We start from the raw sequence: 22154 nt of genomic DNA, 5'->3' as shown, positions 1-22154 counted from the left end.
AGCGCCCCCCACCCTGCATGTGACGGCCCAACGGCGGGGTCACTCTTTCGGCGGGTCGCGGGGCACTGTGGGTGAGTCGTGGAGCGGTGGGCGGCGGTGTGGTGCGGCTGTTGGGGGGAAGGCGGCCACTCGATCTTCTGCGGGGCCGGCTTGTCGGGTAGGGAGGACCCGTACTCATGAAGGGGCTTCACGATGACAAGCAGACCCTGGCCTGACTTCAGACCCGGTCTCCTCGGCTCGGTCGCGGCCTGGTGGCGGCGGCGACGCGAGTTTCCCGACTTTGCCACGCCAGGGGCGGCCGCCGCTGACCAGTTCACCTTCGCCCCGCAGCCGTCCTCCCGGCAGGAGCAGGTCGCCACACCGCTGCCGAGCGCCGTCTACGGGCTCGACTTCGCGGCGACCTTCACGGTGCACTGGCGCGTCGACCTGAGCACCGGGCGCCGGCACAACGCGCCTCGGTCGGCGGCGATCAACGGGATCGTGCAGCGCGCCCGCATGGTGACCGGCTCGGCAATGCTGGTGCACCACGTCCCGCTCCAGCACCAGCTCGGCGACGAGCTGTCCGAGGAGCGTCAGGTTGGCGACACGCACGTGTGGGCCCGCGCGGAGAACATCGAGATCGCGGTCGACCCCGTGGACCTCGACCTCGCCCGCAAGCGGATGGAACTGTTGCGCACCAAAACGAACCGTGAGGCCGAACGCGAGTCGGAACGCGCCGAGCTGCGGTACCTGCGGGAGGAGATCCTGGTCGACCTCGGCACCGCGACCGTGTGGTGGCTGCACCGCAACGGATACCAGGTGGAGCAGGCCGTCGCGGTATCCACGCACCTGGCCGAGCTCGTCCGCATCGCCACCCACCGCGACGACCGGCACTGGGCCGACTCGCTGGTCACCGCCTTCGAGTCGGCCATCCCCCGGCTGCCTGACGCGCACCGCGCCGACCTTCGCCGGCATCTGGCGAAGTCCCTTGGCGTGTATGGCGGTCCCGAGCTGGCGGCCGAGTTCGCGCGGCACGTCGAACTGCCCCGCGCGGCCGATCACCATCGCGCCGAGTTGGATCAGGGGCATCCGTAGCGATATGCCGGTGGTCGATGTTGGCCAGCTTCCGAAACGAGGGCGGTCCCCGGCCTGGTCGGGCTAGGCCGGGGACCGCCGTCGTTTTGGCTAGTGGGCGTAGATCTCGAACTCGTAGAGCGAGTAGCCGTACCTCGTGGCGCGGTGCACGCCGGTCATCCGGACGTAGCGCGCGCTGCCGCCGGGGAACGCGATGTTCTCCTGGCCGCCTCGGCCGGTCGTGGTCTCGTACGCGGTCCGCCACGTCGTGCCGTTGTCGGACAGCTCAATCCGATAGGCGCTGCCGTAGGCGGACTCCCAGAGCAGCACCACGCGGCCGACCTGCTGGCTGGCGCCGAGGTCGACCGTGATCCACTGGTTGTCGCTCCAGTCACTGGCCCAGCGGCTGGACGGGTTGTCGTCGACGGCGTTGCCGGGTGGCGAGTTGTACCAACCCGTCTCGTAGCTGCTCGCGCTGACCGGCCTGTTCAGGGCCAGGTTGCTGATGTTGTCGCCTCGGTGCGCCGCGAACTGCACCACCTGTTGGAACGTCGGCCGGTTCTGCCAGCTGATCTTGTCCTGGGTGATGCCGCCGAGCGGCCGCTGGATGATCGTGTCGGCGCACCACTGGTCACCGGCCGAGCAGTCGCCGTCGGCCGGGTACACCTGGGCCGCCGGCTGCGCTGCCGCCTGCTGGAGACTGGTCAGCAGCACCTGGCGGCACTGGGCCAGGTCTCCGCCACCGCAGTAGGTCTGGGCGAGGCCGCCGGCAACGGGGTCGCCGAGCACCGCCCGGATGTCCTTGTCGACATAGCTCCACCAGCCGTGCTGGAACGAGGAACCCTTGTGCGGCTCGGCCCCGCCCTTGTCCGACGGCGGCTCGTCGATGCCCAGCATGCCGGTCAGGCTGTTGTACAGATCATCGCCGAGCGCGGGTTGGAACTCGGCGTGCACCAGTTGCGGCCACCAGGCGTCGAGCACGCGGATCGCGTCCGCGTGCGCGTAGGCGTGGCTGCCCGGCTGGGTTTCCGTGCGCAGCGAGCCGGACTGCTGCCAGTCCCGCAGCCCCTGCACTGTCGCCGCGAGCGACGGGTCGGTGATGGGGCTGCTGTCCAGCACCCGCAACAGCTTGGGCAGCACGTTCTCGGCGCGCAGGTCGGCCAGCGCGGCCTCGGCCATCGCCTTGGTCAGTGCGGCCCTGGTCACCTTGGTTCCGCTCTGCACCAACGACTTGACCCTGGTGTCGAGCAGGTTTCCTCGGTGCACCGAGCCGTCGCCGAAGCCGGCCGCGGTGAAGTCCTGCGCCTGCTTGTTGTTCCAGCTGACGTAGTAGTCCTGGTTGATCGAGTTCGGGTGCTGCGCGAACGGCGTGTAGCTGGCCGTGTTGGTGTCCGGGTTCCAGCCCTGCCACTCGTACTGCTGGGCCGCGGCGATGGGCAGGTTCGAGTCGACGGATGCCGGTCGCACGGGGTTGTTGCCCGAGTTGAAGTACGCGGTGTCGCGCGAGTCGACGTAGAACCAGTTGAACGTGTAGTTGATGTCGTTGGCCGCGTGCTGGAAGTCCGTGGCGGACTTGACGTAGCCGGGATCGTTGAACTCCTGGAAGCCGATGATCGAGTCGACCTCGTGCCGGTAGCTGGACCGCAGGCTCGCGTACGCGACCGGCTTGCCTGCCACGGTCGCGCGGCTCTGCACCAGCCCGTACTTGGTGCGGAACATGACCAGCGTGTACGAGCCGGCCCCGGTGCCGTCGGCGACGGTCGGGCTCCAGGAGTTCTTCTGCTCCAACCGTTCCATCGGCAGGCACTGGCCGTGGTAGAGGTAGCTGGTGGAGTCCTTGGTCGCCGGGGCGCCGCTCGGGTCGCACAGGTCGACGGCGTAGGTGTCGGTGATGTCCTGGCCGGCCGAGGTGGCGCTCCACGAGTAGTCCTGGCCTCGGCCCAGTTCCACGTACATGCTCAGGCCGGCGAAGGACGCGCCGCGCGCGCTGATGCCCGGACCCTGCAACTCCTGGAGCATCAGCAGCTGCGGGGCGAAGTAGCCGGTCTGCGGGCCGAACACGGCGATCGGGTGGCCGCTGTCGGTGTGCGCGCCGGACACCACCAGCGCGTTGGACATGCCGTGCTTCTTGGTCAGCAGGTCGGCCGGCAGCACGCCGTCGGCGAAGATGCCCTGTGCGGCGGACAGGTCGGCCGAGCCACCGGTCGGGGCGGGGGACTCGGGGCGCGAGACCTGGGCGTTGGGTTGGGACTGTGCGGCACGGTTGGCCGCCGCGGTCGCGCCGGTGCCGGTCGGGTCGTAGACGAGTTGTTGCGGCGCAACGGATCCCGCGTCGGGCATGGCGACGCCGGTCGGGTTCGCCGGGCTGGCCGCGTACGGGAACTTCTGGCCGTCGTGCAGGGTCAGCACGGCCTCTGGGTCGTTCTGCTCGGCGAAGGCCTGCCACACCTGGTCGCCCTGCGCGACGCCGTACTTGTTCTCGGCGGCGAGCTTGACCAGCGCGGACTGCACCTCGCCGCCACCGCCGCTGCCGAACAGCGCGCCGATCACCGAGGCGATGGCGACCAGGTCGGTCGGCGCGAACGGGTCGATGCTGCCGGCGTTGGTGATCGCGTCGACGTGCCCGGTCAGCACGTACTCGCCGGGGAAGTACCGACCGTTGTAGGACCGGCTGATGTACTGGTTGATGCCGGCGACGTAGTCCTTGACGTCCTGGTACGCCTGGGCGCCGCGCGGCCCGGAGGCGGCGATGCGGTCGATCTGGGCCTGGAGGTCTGCTTCCGTGTAGGGGGCCTGGGTCCAGAAGCTCTGCTCGAGCGCGCGGTTGCCGCCCGCGCCGCCGGCGAAGCTGGTGAGCTTGCCCCTGCCGACGTGCCGGAACACGTCCATCAGCCACAGCCGGTCGTTGGCGGCCGCGTAGCCTGCGCCGAACTCCGTGCCGGACCTGGTGGTGCCGAAGATGTGCGGGGTCCCGGTCGCCTTGTCCCGCACGATCGTGACGTCCGAGCGCGGGCTGGTGGTGCTCTCGACCTGGTCGGCGGGCACGCCGAAGGAGGCGTCGTTGAAGAAGGTGCCGAGCTGGTCGTTGGTGAGGCTCTGGTAGCCGCCTGGCAGGGCGGCGTACTTGCCCAGCTGATCGCTCGAGTGCGCGGGCTTGGTGCCGAACGCCTTGTTGGCGAGGATCTCGGCGAGGGTGGCGTTGCCGTTCTGGCCGGGCGGCAACACGTCGCCGCACTGGCCGAGGCAGTAGTCCCCGGCGCTGAAGGCGGCGGCGCGGGAGACGGGGGGCTGGGTAGCGGCAGCGGTGGCCGGGGTCGCGGTGACCGCGAGCGCTGAGCTGGTGGCGACCGCGACGAGCAGGGCGACGGTGGCTTTCCCTCTCGGCATGCGCGGACTCCTCTCCGTGCAGGGATGGTGTGACGCACGTTACTGTCAGGTAACCAATTGTGAAAGACCTTCGTGTTCCGCGTGTGTTCCGCCGTAGCCCGAACGGATGATGCGTGCCGACGGACCTGGTGTTGAGGCTTGACCCAGTGCAGTGACAGTGGGAAAAAGAGCAACGGCAGATCTGCTCGCGCCCCGGGAGCCACCATGACGCCAGTCGACCGACGCACGCTGCTGAGGGGCATCGCCGGGACGGGCGTGCTGCTCGGCGTCGGCCTGAGTGTCGGCGTCGCCGCGGCGCAGCAGGCCTCCGCCACCGCGCTGCTGCCGATCTCCAGCTGCGACGACTGGGGCGCCCGCCCGCCCGCCGGCACGCCCGTGGTGGTGAACAGCCCCGCCGCGCGGATCCTCGTCCATCACACCGTCATGGACGACACCCCGGACACCACCCGCGAGCAGGCCTACACGCTGGCGCGCGACATCCAGAACCTGCACATGGACACCAACGGTTGGCTAGACACAGGTCAACACTTCACCAACAGCAAGGCGGGTTTCCTCATGGAGGGCCGGCACGGCAGCCTCGACGCGCTGCGCGCCGGCGACCACATGATCCAGGGGGCGCACTGTCCCGGCCAGAACAGCGTCGCCATCGGCATCGAGAACCAGGGCAACTACATGGACGTGGAACCGTCCGTCGACCTGTGGCAGTCGCTGGTCTCGCTGTGTGTCGTGGTGTGTCAGCAGTACGGCGTCCCGGCGACCGAGATCTACGGTCACCGCGACTACCTGAGCACCACCCAGTGCCCCGGCGACAAGCTCTACGCCCAGCTGCCCCGGCTGCGCAGTGAGGTCGCCGCCGTCCTCGGCTGACCCGGCGTTTTCGCAGGTCGTGTGCTCCGGCAACGGTTAATCCGTACGCCTGGACCGTTTGGCGGGTCCCAACTCTGGGCAAAACGGTTACCACATGATGAGATAACGGCGACTTAACGCCAGCTTGCGCAACGATGCGCGATGATTGGGACGAACGAGCACGAAACGCCAATTCGGGGAGGCGTCGTGATCAAGGTGATGCTGGCCGACGACGAGGACCTGGTCCGGTCGGGGCTGCGCATGATCCTGAGTAGTGCCGACGACATCGAGGTCGTCGCGGAGTGCGACGACGGGCATCTGGTGGCCGACCTGGCCCGCCAGCACCGCCCGCACGTCGTGTTGCTGGACATCCGGATGCGCTCGGCGGACGGCCTGGTCGCCCTCCGGCGACTGCGCACCCTGCCGGATCCGCCGAGGGTGGCCATGCTGACCACCTTCGACGTGGACGAGTACGTCAGCGAGGCGCTGCGGCTGGGCGCCAGCGGCTTCATGCTCAAGGACACCGAGCCGGAACAGCTGGTCAGGGCCGTGCGCGACCTCGCGCGCGGCGGTGCGGTGCTCGACCCCGGCGTGGCGGCCAGGGTGCTCGCGGCGGTCGCCGACGGTGAACGCGCGGCCGAGCCGGCGCGGCGGCTGCTCGCCTCCCTGTCCGACCGCGAGCGCGAGGTGCTGACGCTGATCGGCCAGGGCATGTCCAACGCCGAGATCGGCGGCTCGCTGCACCTGTCTGAGGCGACCGTGAAGGGCTACGTCTCGTCCGTGCTCGGCAAGATCGGCGCGGTCAACCGCGTGCAGGCCGCCCTGGTCGCCTACCGCGGCGGCTTGATCGCCTAGCGTGGCCTTCTGGTCGACCGGGGCTCAGCCGCCGCCGACCAGGTCGCCGAGCTCGTTGATCGACGGCTCCACCTCGACGCGGTTGCGGCCCTGCCGTTTGGCCCGGTAGAGCGCCATGTCGGCCGCCGCGAACAGCTGGTCCAGCTTGGCGGGGCCGGCGGCGACCCCGATGCTCACGGTGGGCCGCCTGGTCGCGCCGAGCACCATCGACCAGTCGTGGCCGTCCACGGCCGCCCTGATCCGTTCGGCGACGGCGGGGCCGATGTCGCGGTCGTTGCCGGCGTCGCCGAGCAGCACCACGAACTCGTCGCCCGCCCACCTGGCGACCAGGTCGTCCGCCCGGCACTCGCGGCGGAGCAGCTGCGCGATCTCCCGCAGCGCCGCGTCGCCCGCCGCGTGCCCGGCCGCGTCGTTGACGCCCTTGAACCAGTCGACGTCGACCAGCACCAGCCACGGCAGCCTGCCCTTGGACGCGGTGCTCTCCAGCAGGTCCGGCGCGGCCCGTTCCAGCCCGAGCCGGTTGGCCAGGCCGGTGAGCGGGTCGCGGGACGCGGCCTCCTGCGCGGCGACGGCCGCCCTGCGCGCCTGCACCGCGAGGCGGCGCTGCTCAAGCGCCTGGCCGAGGCCCTCCTGCAACGTGTCGACGGCGGTCCGGCCTGCCGCCACGCTGCGCCGCAGCGCCGCCGCCTCGCCGACCGGGTCGCCGACCCGCGCGCAGACGTCGGCGAGGTCGAGGGAGAACCGCAGCAGCAGCGACGTGTCGTTGATCCGCTCGGCCTCGGTGACGGCCCTGCTGGCCAGCGTGCGGGCGGTGACCAGGTCGCCGCGCTCCCGGCACACCACGGCCAGCACCCAGTTGGCCACCGAGATGCCCCAGCGGTCGTTGGTCTCCTCGGACAGCTCCATGGTCCGCGCGGCGGTCCGCTCGGCCAGTTCGAGCTCGCCGATGCCGGCAAGCGAACGGCTGTACGCGCCCATCAGGGCCCGCCGCATGCCCTCGTCGTTGACGCACCCGAGGCCCTCCTGGAGGTAGCCCCTCGCCTCGTCGAAGATGGGCGGCGCGGCGTCGGCCGGGCCGTCGGCCGCGCGGAAGTTCAGCGTGCCGCCGAGCCGCTGGAGACAGTGCGCGAGCGTGTCCGGGTGGCCGGCGCCCCGCGCGACCTGCACGGACAGCCGCAGCATGTCGAGGGCGGCCCGTCGGTTACCAATGCCTTCCAACAGGTAGCCGAGGGCGCCCATGGTCTGCGCGGCGGCCGGGCTCTGCGGGCGCTCCGAGCCGAGGTCCGTCCAGCCCTCGGCGGCCAGCTCGAGGGCGAGCGGGATGCGGCCGAGCCGCCACGCCAGCACCGCGCGGTTGACCAGCACGGCCGACCTGTCCCAGCGGTCCACTCCCGGCGGCACCCTGGCGACGACCTCGTCGAACAGCGTGTTGGCCTCGGGCAGACGGCCGGCATTGAGCAGCACCCGGACCTCGCGGTCCGGCCGCGGTATCTGGCCCGCCACAAGCGGGTCGCCGTGCTCCACGATGCCCTCGACACTCCCAACCACACTGGCCGTGCGAGCGCGGAACCGCGCCAGCGCGGTTCGGCCTCCACAGGTTACCGGGAGGGTCGCTCCCTGTACCTTTCCTGGTGCAGCACGTCATCGAGAGGGAGCCGATTCCGCCATCCGTGTCGTTCCAGGTCCGGGGTGTCGGGTAGCCCGCGAACCGGTCCGAGGCACAGCCAGGCGACCGGCCGCACCCGTGCTGGGATGTCCAGCAGGCGACGCAGCACGTCCTCCTTGTAGAAGCTCACCCATCCGACGCCGAGGCCTTCGGCGGTGGCCGCCAGCCAGAGATTCTGGATGGCAAGGCACACCGAGTACAAGCCCGCGTCGGCGATCGCGTGCCGGCCGAGCACCGCGGGCGAGCCGCGATCCGGGTCATAGGTGACGACGACGCCCAAGGTGGACTCGAGGACGCCTTCGACCTTGATGCGCGAGAACATCTCGGCGCGGTCCCCGTCGAGCTGCGCCGCGAACACGCTGCGCTCGGCGTGCACGTGGTCGCGGAAGGCCCGGCGTGTCTCGATGTCGCGGACCAGGATGAAGTCCCACGGCTGGGACAGCCCGACGCTGGGGGCGGCGTGCGCCGCGCCGAGCACCCGGTGCAGCACGTCCTGGGGGAGTGGTTCGCCGGTGAACTCGCCCCTGGTGTCCCTGCGCCGGTGCAACACGTCGTACAGCCCGGCGACCGCGCCGGGGAGCTGCTGTTCTGCCGTCCTCATTGGTCGATCGTGCCCCACCGGCCGTCGGCCGTGGTGCACGGGGGCAGCGGGTCGCCACGGCGTTGTCGCGGCGGGCCGCGCCACGCCGTGGTCGCGGCGGGCGGCGAGGGTCGCGGCCGGGCGTCGCGTCAATGTCGCGTCAAACTTGGGCTTCGGCGCGTCAAGGTCACGGTCGGACGGGGCCGCGCCGCCGAGACCGGCGGTGCACTGGTGGCATGGAACCGCTTCCCAGGGTGCGCGCGGGGTTCGGCGCGGCGCTCGGCTTCGCCGCCGGGGTCGTCGCGACGATCGTCTCGGTGGCCGTCGGCGCCGCGGGCCGGCCGGAGCTGGGGCTCGTGATCCTCGCCGTGGCGGTCGCCGGCGTCTCGGTCGTGACGACGATTGTCGGCGCGGCGCTCACCGCGCTCCAGTGCTGGGCGTTCTACGCGAGCTTCCTGGTCGGCAGGGCGGGGCAGCTGGTGTTCGACGCGCGCACGGAGCGGGCGGGCGCGCTGCTGCTGGTGGTCGCCGTGCTGGCCTCCGCGGTCGCGGCGGCCGGCACGGCGGTGTGGGCCAGGCGGCGGGTCAGCGCGACGCCGTCCGCCCGGGGTAGGGCAGCAGGGCCATCTCCCGTGCGTTCTTGATCGCGACGGCCACCTGGCGCTGCTGTTTCGGCGTGAGCCCGGTGACCCGCCTCGACCGGATCTTGCCCCGGTCGGACACGAACTTGCGCAGCAGCGCGTCGTCCTTCCAGTCCACGGTGTCGATGCCCTGTGCGGCAAGGAGATTCTGCCGGCGCTTCGGCGGGCGGCGGTCGGTTCGTGCCATGGTGTGCGCTCCTACCAGCTCGACTTGCTGACGCCGGGCAGTTCGCCGCGGTGGGCGAGTTCGCGCAGCCGGATCCGGGACAGCCCGAACGCGCGGTGGAAGGCGCGGGGCCGCCCGTCGACGGCGTCCCGGTTGCGCAGCCGGATGGGGCTGGCGTCGCGGGGCAGCCGCTGGAGCGCGAGTTGGGCCTCGGCGCGTTGTTGCTTGGTGGACGCGGGGGACCGGATGGTGTCCTTGAGTTCGGCGCGGCGCTCGGCGTGCCGTGCCACCACGATCCGGCGCTGCCGGTCCTTGGCGATCTTGGACTTCTTGGCCATGTCTCAGCGCTCCTCGCGGAAGTCGACGTGCTTGCGTGCCACGGGGTCGAACTTCCGCAGCACCATCCTGTCCGGGTCGTTGCGCCGGTTCTTGCGGGTCACGTAGGTGTAGCCGGTGCCAGCGGTGGACCTGAGCTTGACGATCGGCCGGATCTCGTTGCTGGCCATCAGCTCGGCACCCCCTTCGCGCGCAACTGGGCGACGACGGCCTCGATGCCGCGTCGGTCGACGGTCCTGATGCCCTTGACGGACAGGGTCAGGGTGACCCAGCGGCCCTCGGCGGGCAGCCAGTAGCGCCGCCGCTGGGTGTTGGGCAGCCAGCGGCGCGCGGTGCGGTGGTTGGAGCGCGAGACGCGGTTGCCGAACCCGGGCTTGCGGCCGGTGACCTGGCAGTGGCGCGCGGACATGCGGCCTCCTTGAAATGACATCCATTTCCATTAAGACGATCGGAAGGGTAGCGTGACCGACGGCTAGATGGAAATCATTCCCGATAGGAGGTCTCGTGCCGAAGGACCTGCGCACCCCGCTCGTGCTGGTGGCCGGGCTGGCCGGCCGGGCGGCCGAGGCGGTCGCCGAACAGCTCTGGCGCGACGAGCCGGGCACCGCACTGGTGCACCACAACCTGCGCGGAATCGCCGACGGCGTGCTGCGCCGCCGCGTCAGGCACGGCCGACACGACGAGCTCGTCACGCTAACGCTGGTGCACGGCTGCATCTCCTGCACGCTCCGCGAGGACCTGCTGCCGCTGCTGCACCGGCTTGCCGAGCGGCCGGACGTGCGCCGCGTCGTCGTGCAGCTCGACCCTTCGCTCGAACCGGAGGCCGTCTGCTGGGCGCTGCACCACGTCCTGGTCGAGGACCGCACGCTGGACGAGCTGACCAGGGTCGAGGCGGTGGTCACCTCGGTCGACCTCGCGACGCTGCTCGCGGACGTCACCGGGGACGAGGCGCTGGCCGAGCGGGGGCTCGGCGCGGCGGCCGCCGACGAGCGCACGGTCGCGCAGGTCGCGATCGGCCAGGTCGAGTTCGCCGACGCGATCGTCCTCGCCGGCACCCCGGCCGACCGCTGGACGGCCGCCCGCACCGAGGCCGTGCTCGACCGGCTGGCTCCGCTGTCCGTCCGGCAGTCGCTTGCCGCGCTGGACACTCGCGCGCTGCTGGCCGACCTGCCTGGCAACGCGCGGCGCGGCGAACTGGACGACGCGCACGGCCCGCTGCTGCGCGGCCAACCGCCCCTGGACACCGACTGCGGCGTGTCCGTCACCGTGTTCGGCGACCGCAGGCCGTTCCACCCGCAGCGGCTGCACGAGGCCCTTGACGTGCTGCTCGACGGCGTCGTCCGGGCCAAGGGGCGGGTGTGGGTGGCCAGCCAGCCCGACGTGGCGCTGTGGGTCGAGTCGGCGGGCGGCGGGCTGCGCATCGGGCACGCGGGGCCGTGGCTGGCCACGCTCGACCAGGACGACTGGGCGGAGATCGGCGAGGAGCGCAGGGCGATGGCCGCGCTGACCTGGGACCCGTACTACGGCGACCGCGCGCAGGACGTGGTGGTCGTCGCGCACCTCGCCGACCCGGCCGAGCTGACCGCCGCGCTGCGGAACGCGTTGCTCACGGACGAGGAGCTGGCGCGGGGCGAGGCCGCCTGGCTCGCCTATCCCGACCCGTTCGGCTCCTGGCACGTCGACCCGTGCGAGGACCGGCCGATCGACCTGCCGACCCCATCCGCCATTCGAAGGGACGAAGCGTGAAACCCGGCATCCACCCCGACTACCACCCGGTGGTCATCCAGGACTCCTCGACGGGCAGGACCTTCCTGACCAGGTCGACGGCAACCTCGACGCGCACGATCGAGTGGTCCGACGGCAACACCTATCCGCTGATCGCCGTCGACGTGACGGCCGACTCGCACCCGTTCTGGACCGGCACGCAGCGGCTGGTCGACACCGCGGGCCGGGTGGAGCAGTTCCGTCGCCGCTACGGCGACCGCGCGAGGAGAGGCCGCTGATGGCCGTGCCGTGCGGTCAGGGAACGGACGGCACCAGCTGGGTGGTGCCGTCCGGCGACTCCCGCCACTGGTCGAACGGCCGGTCCAGCCGCCAGCCCTCCTCGGTGTACTCGAGAACCCTGTGCCCGCAACTGTCCAGATTGGACAGTGACTCGAACAGTTCGATGCTCCAGGACAGCAGGCGCCGGCAGAGCAGCCGGATGGTCAGCCCGTGCGACACCATCAGCACGGTCCTCGGGTGCTTCGGGTCGCCGAGCAGCTTCGGGTGCAGCTCGCCGAGGAAGCTGGCCAGCCGGTCGTCCACGTCCGCGCCGGACTCGCCGAGCGGCAGCCGGTAGAAGAAGTGGCCGAACGCGTGCCTGCGGCGCTTGTGCACCTCCTGCTCGACGGGGTCCTGGAGGTTGCCCCAGTCCTGCTCGCGCAGCCTCGGCTCGGACACCGTCCGATCGACCAGGTCCGCGACGTCGAGCAGTTCGAGCGTGCGCCGGGTCCGCAGGTAGGGGCTCACGTACGCGGCGACCGGGCCGTCGCCGAGCAGCGCGCGGATGCCCGGCCCCGCCTCGCGGGCCTGGCGTTCGCCGGTGGGGGTCAGCGGCAGCGCGTGGTCGGGGATTCGGCAGTAGGCGAGCTCGTCGACGTTGCCGAGGCTCTGCCCGTGTCGCAAGAGGATGATCCGCACAGTTCCATTTTCCCTGGTTACCCAACCGGAGCAGCCGACACGCAGGGTGACGCGCGCTCGGGCCTGCCGGACCCCGCCCGCCGCTGTTACAGTCCGGCAGCGAGCCGAGACGGGAGTGTCACATGATCAAGTACACCGCCCTGTACAAGAAGCCGGCAAACTCCGAGGAGTTCGACGAGAAGTACTTCTCAAGCCACCTGCCGCTGGTCGCCAAGACGCCCGGCCTGCTGCGGGCCGAGGTGGCCAAGGTGCAGCGCGTGTTCGTGCCAGGATTCCTCGGCGACCACGAGCCCTACCTGGTCGCCGACATGTACTTCGAGTCCAAGGACGCCATGAAGACGGCGTTCGGCTCGCCGGAGTGGCAGGCCGCTGGCGCGAACCTGACCGAGATCGGCGGCATGGAACTCGTCGCGATGTTCTCCTCGGAAGTGATCGACTCCCAGTGAGCGCGGCACCGAAGGCCGCCGTCGTCATCGGCGGCGGCACCATGGGTGTCGGCATCGTGCACGTGCTGCTCGCCGCCGGCACGCCGGTGACCCTGGTCGAGGCGTCGCCGGAACGCGGCGCCTCGGCCCGCGAGTCGGTGCTGGCCTCGCTGCGCAAGGCCGCCGACCGGGGCAAGCTGCCCGACGGCGCGGATGCCGAGACGCTGTTCGCCGGCCTGACCGTCGCCACGTCGGCGGCCGACGCGCCGCCTGCCGCCGAACTGGTGATCGAGGCCGTGCCGGAGGACGTCGAGCTGAAGCGGCGGATCCTCGCCGAGGCCGCGGCGGCCTGCCCGCAGGCGGTGCTGGCGTCCAACACGTCCTCGCTGTCCATCGCCGCCATCGCCGAGGGGCTGCCCGTCGAGCGGGTGCTCGGCATGCACTTCTTCAATCCCGTGCCGGTGCAGGCGCTGGTCGAGCTGGTGCACCACGCGGCCGTGTCCGCCGAGGTGGTCGCCAGGGTGCGTGCCTGGTCTGAGGCGCTGGGCAAGACCGTGATCGAGGTGCGCGACTCGCCGGGGTTCGCCACGTCGCGGCTCGGCGTCGCCGTCGGTCTCGAGGCGATCCGGATGCTCCAGGACGAGGTGGCCTCGGCCGAGGACATCGACACCGGGATGCGGTTGGGCTACGGCTGGCCGATGGGACCGCTGCGGCTGACCGACCTGGTCGGCCTCGACGTCCGGCTGGCCATCGCCGAGCACCTCGCCGCCGAACTGGGGCCGCGCTTCGAGCCGCCCGAGCTGCTGCGCGCGAAGGTGGCGGCAGGCGACCTCGGCCGCAAGACCGGCCAAGGCTTCTTCACCTGGCCCTGAGCCGATGACAGGTCCCTTCAAGACATCCAGTGTCTTGAAGGGACCTGTCATGGCCTGTGGTCTTGACGGGACCCGTCATGGCCTGCGCTGCGGGTGTGGCGCAGGCGGCACGCGCGCGAAGGTGACGGGATTGGGCGCGTCGCGCGCGGCTTTACTACTCTCCGCCCGTGCTGCTCATCGCGTTGGACCTGCTCGGCATCGCGGTCTTCGCGGCCTCGGGCGCGCTGGCGGCCGTCCGCGCGAGGCTGGACGTCTTCGGCGTCGTCGTGCTCGGCGTCACCACCGCGCTCGGTGGCGGGATCATCCGCGACCTGCTGCTCGGCATCCACCCGCCCTCCGCCCTGCGCAGTTGGCCCTACCTGCTGGTGCCGGCCGCCACCGGGCTGCTGGTGTTCTGGTTCCACCCCCAGGTGGCCAGGCTGCGGCGCGCGGTGCTGCTCGCCGACGCGGTCGGGCTCGGCCTGTTCGTCACCTCCGGCACGACAACGGCCCTCACGCACCACGTGCCCGCCTACACCGCCTGCCTGATCGGCGTGACCACCGGCATCGGCGGCGGCGCGCTGCGCGACGTGCTGCTGCGGGAGATCCCGCTGGTGCTGCGCAGGGAGATCTACGCGGTGGCCGCGCTGGCCGGCGCGATCGTCGTCGCGCTCGGGCAGTGGCTGCGGCTGCCGGCGGGCCCGGTCGCGTTGATCGGCTCCGCGCTGGTGGTCGCGCTGCGCGGGCTGGCGATGTGGCGGCACTGGAACGCGCCGGTCGCGCGCGGCGTGGAGTCCTGACCGCAAGCGGAAGTGCGCACCGTCACACATGCACCGGGCCCGTTGGCAGAACTTCGTAATCCCACGGCGTGAGCTTTGCTGCTTCTCAGGCGCTTCTCAGGACGAAAGGTAACACTGACTTCATGCGCATCCTCGTTGTCGACGACGACCGGGCCGTGCGTGAGTCGCTCCGCCGCTCGCTCCAGTTCAACGGCTACCAGGTCGACCTGGCCGGCGATGGACAGCAGGCGCTGGAGTCGGTCACCACGCACCGTCCCGACGCCATGGTGCTCGACGTGATGATGCCGAGGCTGGACGGGCTGGAGGTGTGCCGGCGGCTGCGCGGCACCGGAGACGATCTGCCAATCCTCGTGCTCACCGCGCGGGACGCGGTGTCCGACCGGGTGTCCGGGCTCGACGCCGGCGCCGACGACTACCTGCCCAAGCCCTTCGCGTTGGAGGAACTGCTCGCCCGGCTGCGCGCGTTGCTGCGGCGGGCCACGGTCGAGGCCGACGCGGCCGGCAACGCCCCGGAGGCGTTGCGGTTCGCCGACCTCGAGCTGGACCCCGGCACCAGGGACGTGCGGCGCGGCACCCGGCCGATCAGCCTGACCCGCACCGAGTTCGCCCTGCTCGAACTGTTCCTCTCGCACCCCAAGCAGGTCCTGACCAGGGGCCGCATCCTCGAAGACGTGTGGGGCTACGACTTCCCGACCTCGGGCAACGCGCTGGAGGTCTACGTCGGCTACCTGCGCCGCAAGACCGAGGCGGAGGGCGAGCACCGGCTCATCCACACCGTGCGCGGCGTCGGCTACGTGCTGCGGGAGACGCCTCCGTGACCATGACCTCCACCGCCCCGGCCGGGGCGCACCCGGCCAACGGGCGGTTCCAACAGGTCTCGCTGCGCAACCGGATCTCCCTGCTGGCCGCGTTCTGTGTGGCCGGAGCCGTCGCGCTCGTCTCGCTCGGCGCCTACGCGACCGTGCGCACCGACCTCTACAGCCAGCTCGACGCGAGCCTGAACAACGGCGCGCAGAAGCTGATGAACAACATCCAGGCCGAGCAGGGCGGAGCGGCGACGATCCCGCCGTACTTCCAAGAGCTGACCGGCGTGAAGTTCGACTTCATCAAGAGCAACGGCCAGTCGGCGCTCCAGGGCGACGTGAGCAGGCCTGCGGTCAGCAGCGTGGAAATCGATGTGGCGTCAGGCAAGCAGACCACCTCGATCCGCAACGACGACCACACCGGCACGAGGGTGCTCGCCGTGCCCTACCGGCCCGGTGTTGCGCTGGTGATCTCGCAGTCGTTGCAGCCGACGCAGTCCACCCTCAACCAGCTCAGCCTGGTGCTGTTCGTGATCGGCGGCGTCGGGGTGCTGGTGGCGGCGCTCGCCGGTACGGCCGTGGCCGCGACGGGCCTCCGGCCGGTGCAGCGGCTGACGGCCGCGACCGAGCGGGTGGCCAGAACCGGTGACCTGCGGCCGATTCCGGTGTCCGGGGACGACGAGTTGGCCCGGCTGAGCGCGAGCTTCAACGCGATGCTCGCCGCGGTGGCGGACTCCCAGGAACGGCAGCGTCGGCTCGTCGCCGACGCCGGGCACGAGCTGCGGACGCCGCTGACCTCCATGCGCACCAACCTGGAACTGCTGCTCGCGTCCGAGAAGCCCGACGCGCCAACACTGTCCGAAGAGGACAAGACAGACATCCACGCCGACGTGCGGGCGCAGCTCGACGAGCTGACCACGCTGATCGGCGACCTGGTCGAGCTGGCCCGCGAGGACGCGCCGCAGATGGTGCAGGAGCCGATCGACCTCGTCGAGGTGGTCGAGCGGGCCCTTGACCGGGCTCGGCGGCGCGCCACGGACGTCCGCTTCGACGTGCGAACGCAGCCGTGGTCGCTGCTCGGCGACTCAAGCGCGCTGGAACGCGCGGTGCTGAACCTGTTGGACAACGCGGTGAAGTTCAGCCCGCCCGGCGGCGTCGTGCGGCTCGAACTGCACCGGATCGCGGAGTCCACGGCGGTGGTCGAGGTGGCGGACTCCGGTCCCGGCATCGCCAACGAGGACCTGCCGTATGTGTTCGAGCGGTTCTACCGATCCTCGGAGGCGCGCACGCTGCCCGGTTCCGGGCTGGGGCTGGCGATCGTCAAACAGGTCGTCGAGCGGCACGGCGGCTCCGCGCACGTCGGCCGCGCGCCCGAGGGCGGCGCGCTGTTCAGCCTCGCGCTGCCCGGCCGCCCCTGACCCGGGCGGAGGTGTGACATCCGTCAGGGCGGATCATTGACACAAAGCACCTTTGCCCGAAGCGTCCGACTCATAGTCTGATCGACATGAAGCGCATGATCTTGGGGGCAACCATCGCGACCGTGGCCACGGTCGCGCTTGCCGGACCGGCCATGGCCGAGGCGAAGACGGACCAGGTGTCGGTCCAGGTTGATCATCAACTCGGCACCGTGCCGAGGCAGGCTGTCGGCATCAACGACCCGCTGTGGGACGAGCACCAGACGGACCCGCAGGTGCCGGGCCTGCTGCGCAAGGCAGGCGTGCGGATGCGGTCGTTCAACGGCGGCCCGCTGTCGGACGTCTACCGTTGGCGGACCAACACCGCGGACCCCGATCCGATCATCGAGAACGTTGGCGTGAAGCCGGCCGCCGGCAACGACTTCGACTCGTTCATGGCGCGCGCCAGGAAGACCGGCGCCGAGGCGATGGTGCACGTGAACTACGGCAGCCGCGTCGACGACGGGCCGCAGGAGGCGGCCGACTGGGTGCGGCACGCGAACGTCGAGAAGCACGACAACGTGAAGTACTGGGAGATCGGCGAGGAGGTCTACGGCAACGGCTTCTACCCGATCGCGCCGCAGGGCGCCTGGGAGCCCGACCACCACGCGGACAAGTCCCCGCAGGCGTACGGGAAGGCCGTGCTCGAGTACGTCAAGGCGATGAAGGCGGTCGACCCGAGCATCAAGATCGGCGTCGGCGTGCTCGGCTTCGGAAAGCCGGGGCAGGACTGGGACAGCGACGTGTTGTCCGTGGTGGGCAAGGACATCGACTTCATCGACATGCACGCGTACCCGGAGTTCGCGGTCAGCACGGACGACTACCTGCTGCACTCCGCCGACCACCTGCCTGGCCTGATGGCGAGCCTGCGCGCCAAGCTGGCCGCGAACGGTGGCGAGAAGGCCGAGGTGGTCGTCGGCGAGATGAACAACAACGGGGTGGTGCCCGGCCAGCAGAGCGTCGGCGTGGTGGACGCCATGTACCTGGCGGACGCGATGCCGACCTGGATCGAGCAGGGCGCCAGCAGCGTGAACTGGTTCGCCACGCACAACTCCCCGACGCTGGTCCGAGACGCGTCCGGAAAGGCGATCGGCTACGGCGACTACGGAATGCTGTCCACGGGCGAGTGCAAGGAAGGCTTCTGCGAGCCGAAGGCGAACACCCCGTTCCCGACGTACTACGGCATGCAGCTCGCCGCGAAGGTGCTGCGCCCCGGCGCGAACCTGCTCGCCACCACGTCGTCGGACCAACGGAACGTGACCGCGCACGCCAGCCAGCGGGCGGACGGTTCGATCACCGTGCTGCTGATCAACAAGGACGCGTCGAACGCGCACCAGGTGAACCTGTCGGTGCCGGGATTCCGCATGGGGTGCGAGGTTGAGAGCTACGGACAGGGCGACAAGTCGGTGCAGCACCGGAGGCAGCAGGCCGACGCGCCGTTGGTTCTGGCGCCGTACAGCCTGACCGAGGTGGTGCTGCACAAGTAGAGGATCTGAGGGTGGGGCCTGGGGCGCCGGAAGGCATCGCAGGCCCCACTCGTGTTCAGCGTGCCGTGAGGAAGGCCCGCCAGGCCGAGTGGGAGAACGCCACCTCGACGCAGTTGGACGTGTTTGCTAGAGAAGGATTCGCGACGACGATTGATTGTCTCCCGCCTTGTTGCCGCTCAGTCGCGTGCGCACGTCTACACCGCAAAAGGGGCGAGTGAGACAGTGCGAGCTGCCCTGCTTGAGAGTCTGGTGTGCGACGCGATCGGGTTTGGTGCGACGAGACTCGTGATCGACTCTCGTGACCTGGCGGCGAACGGTCGAGACCGATCGGTCGTCGCACGAACGAAGGCCCGTGATGCTGGCTTGGTGTACGAGCACATGTACTCGTCCGGCGAGCCTGGCTTGTGGATCAGCGACGCTGTCGCCTGGTGTTTTGGCGCTGGAGGCGACTGGCGACGCAGGGTCGGTCCGCTCGTTCAGAGCATGACGGACCTTGGGGTGCTCACCTAGCGCGAAGCCCAGGCAGCGACCGTCCGGACGCGCACCTGGGCTCACTTCCCCGGCCTAGTGGCCTGGGCTGCTACTGAATGTACGCGATGTGCCTACTGTGTGGCGAGGAAGGCGCGCCAGGCGGAGTGGGGGAAGGCCAGCGCGGGGCCGGTGGGGTTCTTGGAATCGCGCACGCCGACAGCGGGTCCGGAGAAAGCCACCTCGACACACGTGTTGCCGGCGTTGCTGCGGGTGCTCTTGCGCCAGGGCACGTCCAGGAGGGCTACCTCGACACATGTGTTGGTTGCGCTGCTGCGGCTGCTCTTGCGCCAGCGCGCGGTGCTCAGATCCAGCACTGTCATGGGGCGGTCCTCCCGGTCAGTTCCTCGGCGATCATGGCCAGCCGCTCGGCCGTTGCAGCCGGTGCAAGGCTCACGCCCAGAATATTCCGAAACGCCACTCGATAGGCGGACAGGTCCGGCTCTTCGTCGAGGAACATCGCGGTGTCCTGGTTTTCCAGATGAACCAGATGGGGCTCGTCCGCGAACTCGAGGATGATGAAGGGGCCACGCAGTCCCACGTGCACGCCGATGCCTCGAGGCACCACGCGCACCGTGATGTTGGGGCGTTCAGCGGCGCTGAGCAGGTGTCGGATCTGACGGAGCATCACTCCCGGGGCACCGATGTCCTGCCGCAGTGCGTCCTCGGAGATCACGGCGAGGTACTGCATCGCGTTGGCTCGTGTGAGCAGCGTCTGACGCGCCATCCGCGCTGCCACCAGATTGTCCAACTCACCGTCGGACAACGTCTTGTCCAGCCCTTCGATCAGCGCGCGGCAGTATTCACCCGTCTGCAACAGGCCGGGGACCACAAGCGACTGGTAGTCGTGAATTCGTGCCGCCTTCGCCTCGAACTCGATCAGTGCTCGCCAGAGCTGCGGCAGGCCGGCCTGGCGTTCCCACCAGCCTCGTTCGTCGGATCGCTTCAACCGATCGAGCAACTCGTGCCGCTTGCTCATCGGGACCCGGTAGAAGCCCAGTAGCGCAGCCACATCCTCGTATTGCAGCCCGCTCTTCCCGGTCTCCATGCGGCTGACCTTGCTCGCCGACACGCCAAGAACCTCCGCGACGTCCTCGCAACTCAGGTTGCGCTGTTCGCGGAGCGCACGGAGTTCGGCGGCGACGGTGCGCGAGCGGACCGAGGTGTGCGGGTTTCCGGCTGGCATTGCGCCATGATCGAGGTCCGCGCAGTCGCCTCGCAATCACACGATCGTGAGAGTGCATGCACTGTCTGCAACGTGGGACTGTTCGAGTGAGAGGAAATTCGAGCCGGGAGGACATTGTGGACGAAGCCGAGCGTGCCGTCTGGGAGAAGGAATGCATGGAAAGGACGGATGTTCGCAAGGTCTGGACCGTGCCGGCGCATTCCGGCATGGGGCCGGTCACCGTCGAGGTCGAACTGCCCAAGGTGAAGGTCACCGACTCCGAGGGTCGCTACATCCTGATCGCGCCCTCGCAGTCGGAGACCCTCGGCGACAAGATCAGCGACATCCACTACTGGATGAACGCCGAGGACGACTGGGTCGAGCCGGATCCCGCCTAGTGTCTCAAGGTCGGGTTCCCTTCTGCGTGGTCAACGGCCTTGCCCGGCTGCCCGGACAGGGGCGGCGGCCCTGAAACCTGTCGCCCGTGCTCACCTCGTCCGGTACGTTTCGCGGGATTGTTTTCGCTGCTGGGGCTCGTGAGGTTCGCGAGCGGCCTCCCCGGCGGTTCCCGGGACTGAGAGCAGGTTGTGTCAATGGCATGTCGTATCAGTGAGTTCGTGCTCGGCTGCCGCGACCCTGAGGCGCTGGCGCGGTTCTGGTGCGAGGTCCTGGACTTCGTCGTGCTCGATCGCGAGGACGACGGTTCGGTGGAGATCGGGCCGCGCGAAGGGTTCGGCGGTCCGCAGCCGACGATCATCCTCAGTCGCAGCGATGAGCCGGAGCAGGGGAAGTCCCGGCTGCACATCGACGTCAACGCCACCGACCGCGACCAGGCCGCCGAACTCGAACGCCTGCTGAAGCTCGGTGCGCGCCCGGCCGACATCGGCCAGACCGGAGAAGAGCAGTGGCATGTCCTGATCGACCCGGAAGGCAATGAGTTCTGCCTGCTCAGGGCCCGCCTCAACCCGCTCTGATGCTCAGCGGTCACGCCTCGACAACAGGTGTCCACTGGCCTGCCTCGAAGCCCGGTGTGACGGGCGTGTCGTGATCGTGAAGTGAGTGAAGTCGCCGGTGTTCGGTTTTATCGACCAGGATGAAGCCGAACACCGGCGACCTCGTGGCTACCTGGCGGTGACGAGGCGGCTCGACCCCTGGTCGCCCATTCTTGTCATGCGGCCGGTAGTGCGACCGGCGGGAAGTCGATCTCGGTGTGGCCGACGGAGTTGAAGTAGTTGGTGAACACGTTCAGCGCGACGTTGCCGATGATCTCGCCGAGCTCGCCGTCCGTGTAGCCGGCCGCGCGGACCTCCGCGAGGTCCTCATCCGTGACGAAACCCTTTGTCCGCAGCACGGCCCTGGCGAACCGCAGCGCCGCGGCCGTCCTGGGGTCGGCGGCCTTGGCGTGGCCTCCCGCGGCGAGGTCGGCCGCGCTGACGCCGGCCCGTGCGCCGAGCTCGTGGTGCGCGGCATAGCAGTACTCGCACGAGTTCTCGGCCGCCGACACCAGGGCGATCTGTTCCCGGACGGCTCCGCTGAGGCTGCCCTTGGACAGGGAACCGCTGAACGACAGGTAGGCGTCGAGCACGGCGGGCGACGTGGCCATCGCGCGCATCATGTTCGGCGTCACGCCGAGCATGCGCTCGACCTTGTCCAGCAACGCCTTGGCGGTCGGGGTCGCGGTCGCGGGGTCGACGGTGGTCAGACGGGGCATGGCTGGTCCTCCAGAAGATCGTGTCACTTAGTTGGCAGTGCCAATTTAGTTTGGCAGTGCCTAATATGCAAGAGACACAGCGAAAGAGGTGCACCGTGCCGGACATCCCCGGGCTGCCGCCGCAGGAGCAACTGCTGGTCGGCCTGTCCAGACTGGGCCAGGCCGTGCGGATCTGCGCCTACCGCGACGCCGGCCCGCACCGCCTCTCGCCGCTCCAGGCCGACGTCGTCTCGTTCCTCGCCGGCGACCCGCGCCCGCGCCGGCAGGCCGAGATCGTCGAGGCGCTCGCCTCGACACCACCGACGGTCAGCGACGCGCTGCGCGCCCTCGACGGCAAGAATCTGGTGGCCCGGCACCGCGATCCGGCGGACTCCCGCGCGGCCGCGGTCACGCTGACCGACGAGGGAGTCGCCGAGGCGCGGCGGCTCACCCTCGTGCCGACGCCCCTGCGCGAGGCGCTGGACGCGGTGGCGCCGGCCGACGTCGAGGGCATGCTGCGCGGGGTGAGCGCCATGATCGCGGCCCTACAGGAACATCGCGCGATTCCGGTGTCCCGGATGTGCGTCACGTGCCGCTTCTTCCAGCGCGACGCCCACCTGCGCAGCGCCCGCCCGCACCACTGCGGCTTTGTGGACAGCCCCTTCGCCGACGCCCAGCTGCGCATCGAGTGCCCGGACCACGAACCGAGGGAGCGGAACCGTTAGCTGGTAACGAAATG

Annotated in this window: 26 protein-coding genes; 15 read left to right on the top strand and 11 right to left on the bottom strand. The window is 70.1% G+C overall.

What is annotated here, in order from left to right; all coding sequences use genetic code 11:
- Positions 1–192: 192 nt before the first annotated feature.
- Entirely contained in the window at positions 193–1074 is an 882-nt protein-coding gene (locus F0L68_RS37000; protein ID WP_149854564.1) for a hypothetical protein, read from the top strand.
- A gap of 90 nt (positions 1075–1164) precedes the next feature.
- Here the strand turns inward: F0L68_RS37000 and F0L68_RS36995 are convergent, their stop codons facing one another.
- Positions 1165–4440 carry a penicillin acylase family protein gene (locus F0L68_RS36995; RefSeq protein ID WP_149854563.1) on the bottom strand — a complete coding sequence of 1092 codons (3276 nt, stop codon included), beginning with the start codon at positions 4438–4440 and terminating at the stop codon, positions 1165–1167.
- Between the two features lie 204 nt (positions 4441–4644).
- Between F0L68_RS36995 and F0L68_RS36990 the strand changes: the two genes are divergently transcribed.
- Positions 4645–5307, top strand: coding sequence for a peptidoglycan recognition protein family protein (locus tag F0L68_RS36990; RefSeq protein ID WP_149854562.1), 663 nt, complete (start codon positions 4645–4647; stop codon positions 5305–5307).
- Between the two features lie 186 nt (positions 5308–5493).
- Positions 5494–6141, top strand: a complete 648-nt coding sequence (locus tag F0L68_RS36985; RefSeq protein WP_149854561.1) for a response regulator — start codon at positions 5494–5496, stop codon at positions 6139–6141.
- Positions 6142–6165: 24 nt separating this feature from the next.
- Here the strand turns inward: F0L68_RS36985 and F0L68_RS36980 are convergent, their stop codons facing one another.
- Both F0L68_RS36980 and bluB read right to left on the bottom strand, forming a co-directional pair.
- Positions 6166–7665: a GGDEF domain-containing protein gene (locus tag F0L68_RS36980; protein WP_149854585.1), complete on the bottom strand. Its 1500-nt coding sequence runs from the start codon at positions 7663–7665 to the stop codon at positions 6166–6168.
- A gap of 74 nt (positions 7666–7739) precedes the next feature.
- Positions 7740–8408, bottom strand: coding sequence for a 5,6-dimethylbenzimidazole synthase (gene bluB / locus F0L68_RS36975; RefSeq protein WP_149854560.1), 669 nt, complete (start codon positions 8406–8408; stop codon positions 7740–7742).
- A gap of 215 nt (positions 8409–8623) precedes the next feature.
- On the opposite strand from bluB, the gene F0L68_RS36970 reads away from it, so the two are divergent.
- Entirely contained in the window at positions 8624–9031 is a 408-nt protein-coding gene (locus tag F0L68_RS36970; RefSeq protein ID WP_149854559.1) for a hypothetical protein, read from the top strand.
- Here the strand turns inward: F0L68_RS36970 and rpsR are convergent.
- The 4 genes from rpsR to rpmB are packed head-to-tail and all read right to left on the bottom strand — an operon-like array spanning position 8973 to position 9939.
- On the bottom strand, positions 8973–9215 hold the full coding sequence (rpsR, locus tag F0L68_RS36965; RefSeq protein ID WP_149854558.1) for a 30S ribosomal protein S18: 243 nt from the start codon (positions 9213–9215) through the stop codon (positions 8973–8975). The two genes, F0L68_RS36970 and rpsR, sit on opposite strands and share 59 nt — an antisense overlap.
- An 11-nt stretch (positions 9216–9226) precedes the next feature.
- Positions 9227–9532, bottom strand: coding sequence for a 30S ribosomal protein S14 (gene rpsN, locus F0L68_RS36960; protein ID WP_149854557.1), 306 nt, complete (start codon positions 9530–9532; stop codon positions 9227–9229).
- A gap of 3 nt (positions 9533–9535) precedes the next feature.
- Entirely contained in the window at positions 9536–9700 is a 165-nt protein-coding gene (gene rpmG, locus F0L68_RS36955; protein WP_149854556.1) for a 50S ribosomal protein L33, read from the bottom strand.
- A complete protein-coding gene (gene rpmB, locus F0L68_RS36950) occupies positions 9700–9939 on the bottom strand; it encodes a 50S ribosomal protein L28 (RefSeq protein ID WP_149854555.1) in 240 nt (79 codons plus the stop codon). Before rpmB ends, rpmG begins: the two co-directional genes overlap by 1 nt.
- 95 nt (positions 9940–10034) lie before the next feature.
- Here rpmB and mrf point away from each other — a divergent pair, with 95 nt between their 5' ends.
- Together mrf and F0L68_RS36940 are read left to right on the top strand one after the other, a co-directional pair.
- Complete coding sequence (gene mrf / locus F0L68_RS36945) at positions 10035–11276, top strand: ribosome hibernation factor-recruiting GTPase MRF (protein WP_149854554.1); 1242 nt, start codon at positions 10035–10037, stop codon at positions 11274–11276.
- Positions 11273–11533: a type B 50S ribosomal protein L31 gene (locus F0L68_RS36940; RefSeq protein ID WP_149854553.1), complete on the top strand. Its 261-nt coding sequence runs from the start codon at positions 11273–11275 to the stop codon at positions 11531–11533. The genes mrf and F0L68_RS36940 overlap by 4 nt, the downstream gene beginning before the upstream one ends.
- 16 nt (positions 11534–11549) lie before the next feature.
- On the opposite strand, the gene F0L68_RS36935 is transcribed toward F0L68_RS36940, so the two are convergent.
- The gene (locus F0L68_RS36935; protein ID WP_149854552.1) at positions 11550–12212 is read right to left on the bottom strand and encodes a histidine phosphatase family protein; all 663 of its coding nucleotides are present in this window, start codon (positions 12210–12212) and stop codon (positions 11550–11552) included.
- Positions 12213–12334: 122 nt separating this feature from the next.
- On the opposite strand from F0L68_RS36935, the gene F0L68_RS36930 reads away from it, so the two are divergent.
- The 6 genes from F0L68_RS36930 to F0L68_RS36905 all read left to right on the top strand — a co-directional run bounded on the left by F0L68_RS36930 (position 12335) and on the right by F0L68_RS36905 (position 18032).
- Positions 12335–12658 carry an EthD family reductase gene (locus F0L68_RS36930; RefSeq protein WP_149854551.1) on the top strand — a complete coding sequence of 108 codons (324 nt, stop codon included), beginning with the start codon at positions 12335–12337 and terminating at the stop codon, positions 12656–12658.
- Positions 12655–13509: a 3-hydroxyacyl-CoA dehydrogenase family protein gene (locus tag F0L68_RS36925; RefSeq protein ID WP_223199473.1), complete on the top strand. Its 855-nt coding sequence runs from the start codon at positions 12655–12657 to the stop codon at positions 13507–13509. The genes F0L68_RS36930 and F0L68_RS36925 overlap by 4 nt, the downstream gene beginning before the upstream one ends.
- 167 nt (positions 13510–13676) lie before the next feature.
- On the top strand, positions 13677–14288 hold the full coding sequence (locus tag F0L68_RS36920) for a trimeric intracellular cation channel family protein (RefSeq protein WP_149854550.1): 612 nt from the start codon (positions 13677–13679) through the stop codon (positions 14286–14288).
- Positions 14289–14410: 122 nt separating this feature from the next.
- A complete protein-coding gene (locus F0L68_RS36915; protein WP_149854549.1) occupies positions 14411–15106 on the top strand; it encodes a response regulator transcription factor in 696 nt (231 codons plus the stop codon).
- A gap of 2 nt (positions 15107–15108) precedes the next feature.
- Positions 15109–16509: a sensor histidine kinase gene (locus F0L68_RS36910; protein WP_149854583.1), complete on the top strand. Its 1401-nt coding sequence runs from the start codon at positions 15109–15111 to the stop codon at positions 16507–16509.
- A gap of 86 nt (positions 16510–16595) precedes the next feature.
- Complete coding sequence (locus F0L68_RS36905) at positions 16596–18032, top strand: hypothetical protein (RefSeq protein ID WP_149854548.1); 1437 nt, start codon at positions 16596–16598, stop codon at positions 18030–18032.
- A gap of 602 nt (positions 18033–18634) precedes the next feature.
- Here F0L68_RS36905 and F0L68_RS36900 read toward each other — a convergent pair.
- Both F0L68_RS36900 and F0L68_RS36895 read right to left on the bottom strand, forming a co-directional pair.
- On the bottom strand, positions 18635–18883 hold the full coding sequence (locus F0L68_RS36900; RefSeq protein WP_149854547.1) for a DUF397 domain-containing protein: 249 nt from the start codon (positions 18881–18883) through the stop codon (positions 18635–18637).
- Complete coding sequence (locus F0L68_RS36895) at positions 18880–19746, bottom strand: helix-turn-helix domain-containing protein (protein WP_149854546.1); 867 nt, start codon at positions 19744–19746, stop codon at positions 18880–18882. Before F0L68_RS36895 ends, F0L68_RS36900 begins: the two co-directional genes overlap by 4 nt.
- Before the next feature lie 155 nt (positions 19747–19901).
- On the opposite strand from F0L68_RS36895, the gene F0L68_RS36890 reads away from it, so the two are divergent.
- Entirely contained in the window at positions 19902–20123 is a 222-nt protein-coding gene (locus tag F0L68_RS36890; protein WP_149854545.1) for a hypothetical protein, read from the top strand.
- 195 nt (positions 20124–20318) lie between these two features.
- Positions 20319–20699, top strand: a complete 381-nt coding sequence (locus F0L68_RS36885) for a VOC family protein (protein ID WP_149854544.1) — start codon at positions 20319–20321, stop codon at positions 20697–20699.
- 194 nt (positions 20700–20893) lie between these two features.
- On the opposite strand, the gene F0L68_RS36880 is transcribed toward F0L68_RS36885, so the two are convergent.
- Positions 20894–21436, bottom strand: coding sequence for a carboxymuconolactone decarboxylase family protein (locus tag F0L68_RS36880; protein ID WP_149854543.1), 543 nt, complete (start codon positions 21434–21436; stop codon positions 20894–20896).
- Between the two features lie 95 nt (positions 21437–21531).
- Between F0L68_RS36880 and F0L68_RS36875 the strand changes: the two genes are divergently transcribed.
- On the top strand, positions 21532–22140 hold the full coding sequence (locus tag F0L68_RS36875; RefSeq protein ID WP_188317032.1) for a MarR family winged helix-turn-helix transcriptional regulator: 609 nt from the start codon (positions 21532–21534) through the stop codon (positions 22138–22140).
- Positions 22141–22154 lie beyond the last annotated feature (14 nt).

Origin of the sequence: Solihabitans fulvus (assembly GCF_008386585.1) — a bacterium.
Lineage (GTDB): Bacteria > Actinomycetota > Actinomycetes > Mycobacteriales > Pseudonocardiaceae > Solihabitans > Solihabitans fulvus.
Note: the sequence above shows the minus strand (reverse complement) of the source record. Positions and strands in the feature narration are given on the sequence as shown.

What these genes read in the sequence shown, in the direction of transcription:
- F0L68_RS37000 (WP_149854564.1), top strand. Translation starts at nt 193, where the DNA reads ATGACAAGCAGACCCTGGCCTGACTTCAGACCCGGTCTCCTCGGCTCG.
- F0L68_RS36995 (WP_149854563.1), bottom strand. Translation starts at nt 4,440, where the DNA reads ATGCCGAGAGGGAAAGCCACCGTCGCCCTGCTCGTCGCGGTCGCCACC.
- F0L68_RS36990 (WP_149854562.1), top strand. Translation starts at nt 4,645, where the DNA reads ATGACGCCAGTCGACCGACGCACGCTGCTGAGGGGCATCGCCGGGACG.
- bluB (WP_149854560.1), bottom strand. Translation starts at nt 8,408, where the DNA reads ATGAGGACGGCAGAACAGCAGCTCCCCGGCGCGGTCGCCGGGCTGTAC.
- F0L68_RS36970 (WP_149854559.1), top strand. Translation starts at nt 8,624, where the DNA reads ATGGAACCGCTTCCCAGGGTGCGCGCGGGGTTCGGCGCGGCGCTCGGC.
- rpsR (WP_149854558.1), bottom strand. Translation starts at nt 9,215, where the DNA reads ATGGCACGAACCGACCGCCGCCCGCCGAAGCGCCGGCAGAATCTCCTT.
- rpsN (WP_149854557.1), bottom strand. Translation starts at nt 9,532, where the DNA reads ATGGCCAAGAAGTCCAAGATCGCCAAGGACCGGCAGCGCCGGATCGTG.
- rpmG (WP_149854556.1), bottom strand. Translation starts at nt 9,700, where the DNA reads ATGGCCAGCAACGAGATCCGGCCGATCGTCAAGCTCAGGTCCACCGCT.
- rpmB (WP_149854555.1), bottom strand. Translation starts at nt 9,939, where the DNA reads ATGTCCGCGCGCCACTGCCAGGTCACCGGCCGCAAGCCCGGGTTCGGC.
- F0L68_RS36930 (WP_149854551.1), top strand. Translation starts at nt 12,335, where the DNA reads ATGATCAAGTACACCGCCCTGTACAAGAAGCCGGCAAACTCCGAGGAG.
- F0L68_RS36915 (WP_149854549.1), top strand. Translation starts at nt 14,411, where the DNA reads ATGCGCATCCTCGTTGTCGACGACGACCGGGCCGTGCGTGAGTCGCTC.
- F0L68_RS36910 (WP_149854583.1), top strand. Translation starts at nt 15,109, where the DNA reads ATGACCTCCACCGCCCCGGCCGGGGCGCACCCGGCCAACGGGCGGTTC.
- F0L68_RS36905 (WP_149854548.1), top strand. Translation starts at nt 16,596, where the DNA reads ATGAAGCGCATGATCTTGGGGGCAACCATCGCGACCGTGGCCACGGTC.
- F0L68_RS36900 (WP_149854547.1), bottom strand. Translation starts at nt 18,883, where the DNA reads ATGACAGTGCTGGATCTGAGCACCGCGCGCTGGCGCAAGAGCAGCCGC.
- F0L68_RS36895 (WP_149854546.1), bottom strand. Translation starts at nt 19,746, where the DNA reads ATGCCAGCCGGAAACCCGCACACCTCGGTCCGCTCGCGCACCGTCGCC.
- F0L68_RS36890 (WP_149854545.1), top strand. Translation starts at nt 19,902, where the DNA reads ATGGAAAGGACGGATGTTCGCAAGGTCTGGACCGTGCCGGCGCATTCC.
- F0L68_RS36885 (WP_149854544.1), top strand. Translation starts at nt 20,319, where the DNA reads ATGGCATGTCGTATCAGTGAGTTCGTGCTCGGCTGCCGCGACCCTGAG.
- F0L68_RS36880 (WP_149854543.1), bottom strand. Translation starts at nt 21,436, where the DNA reads ATGCCCCGTCTGACCACCGTCGACCCCGCGACCGCGACCCCGACCGCC.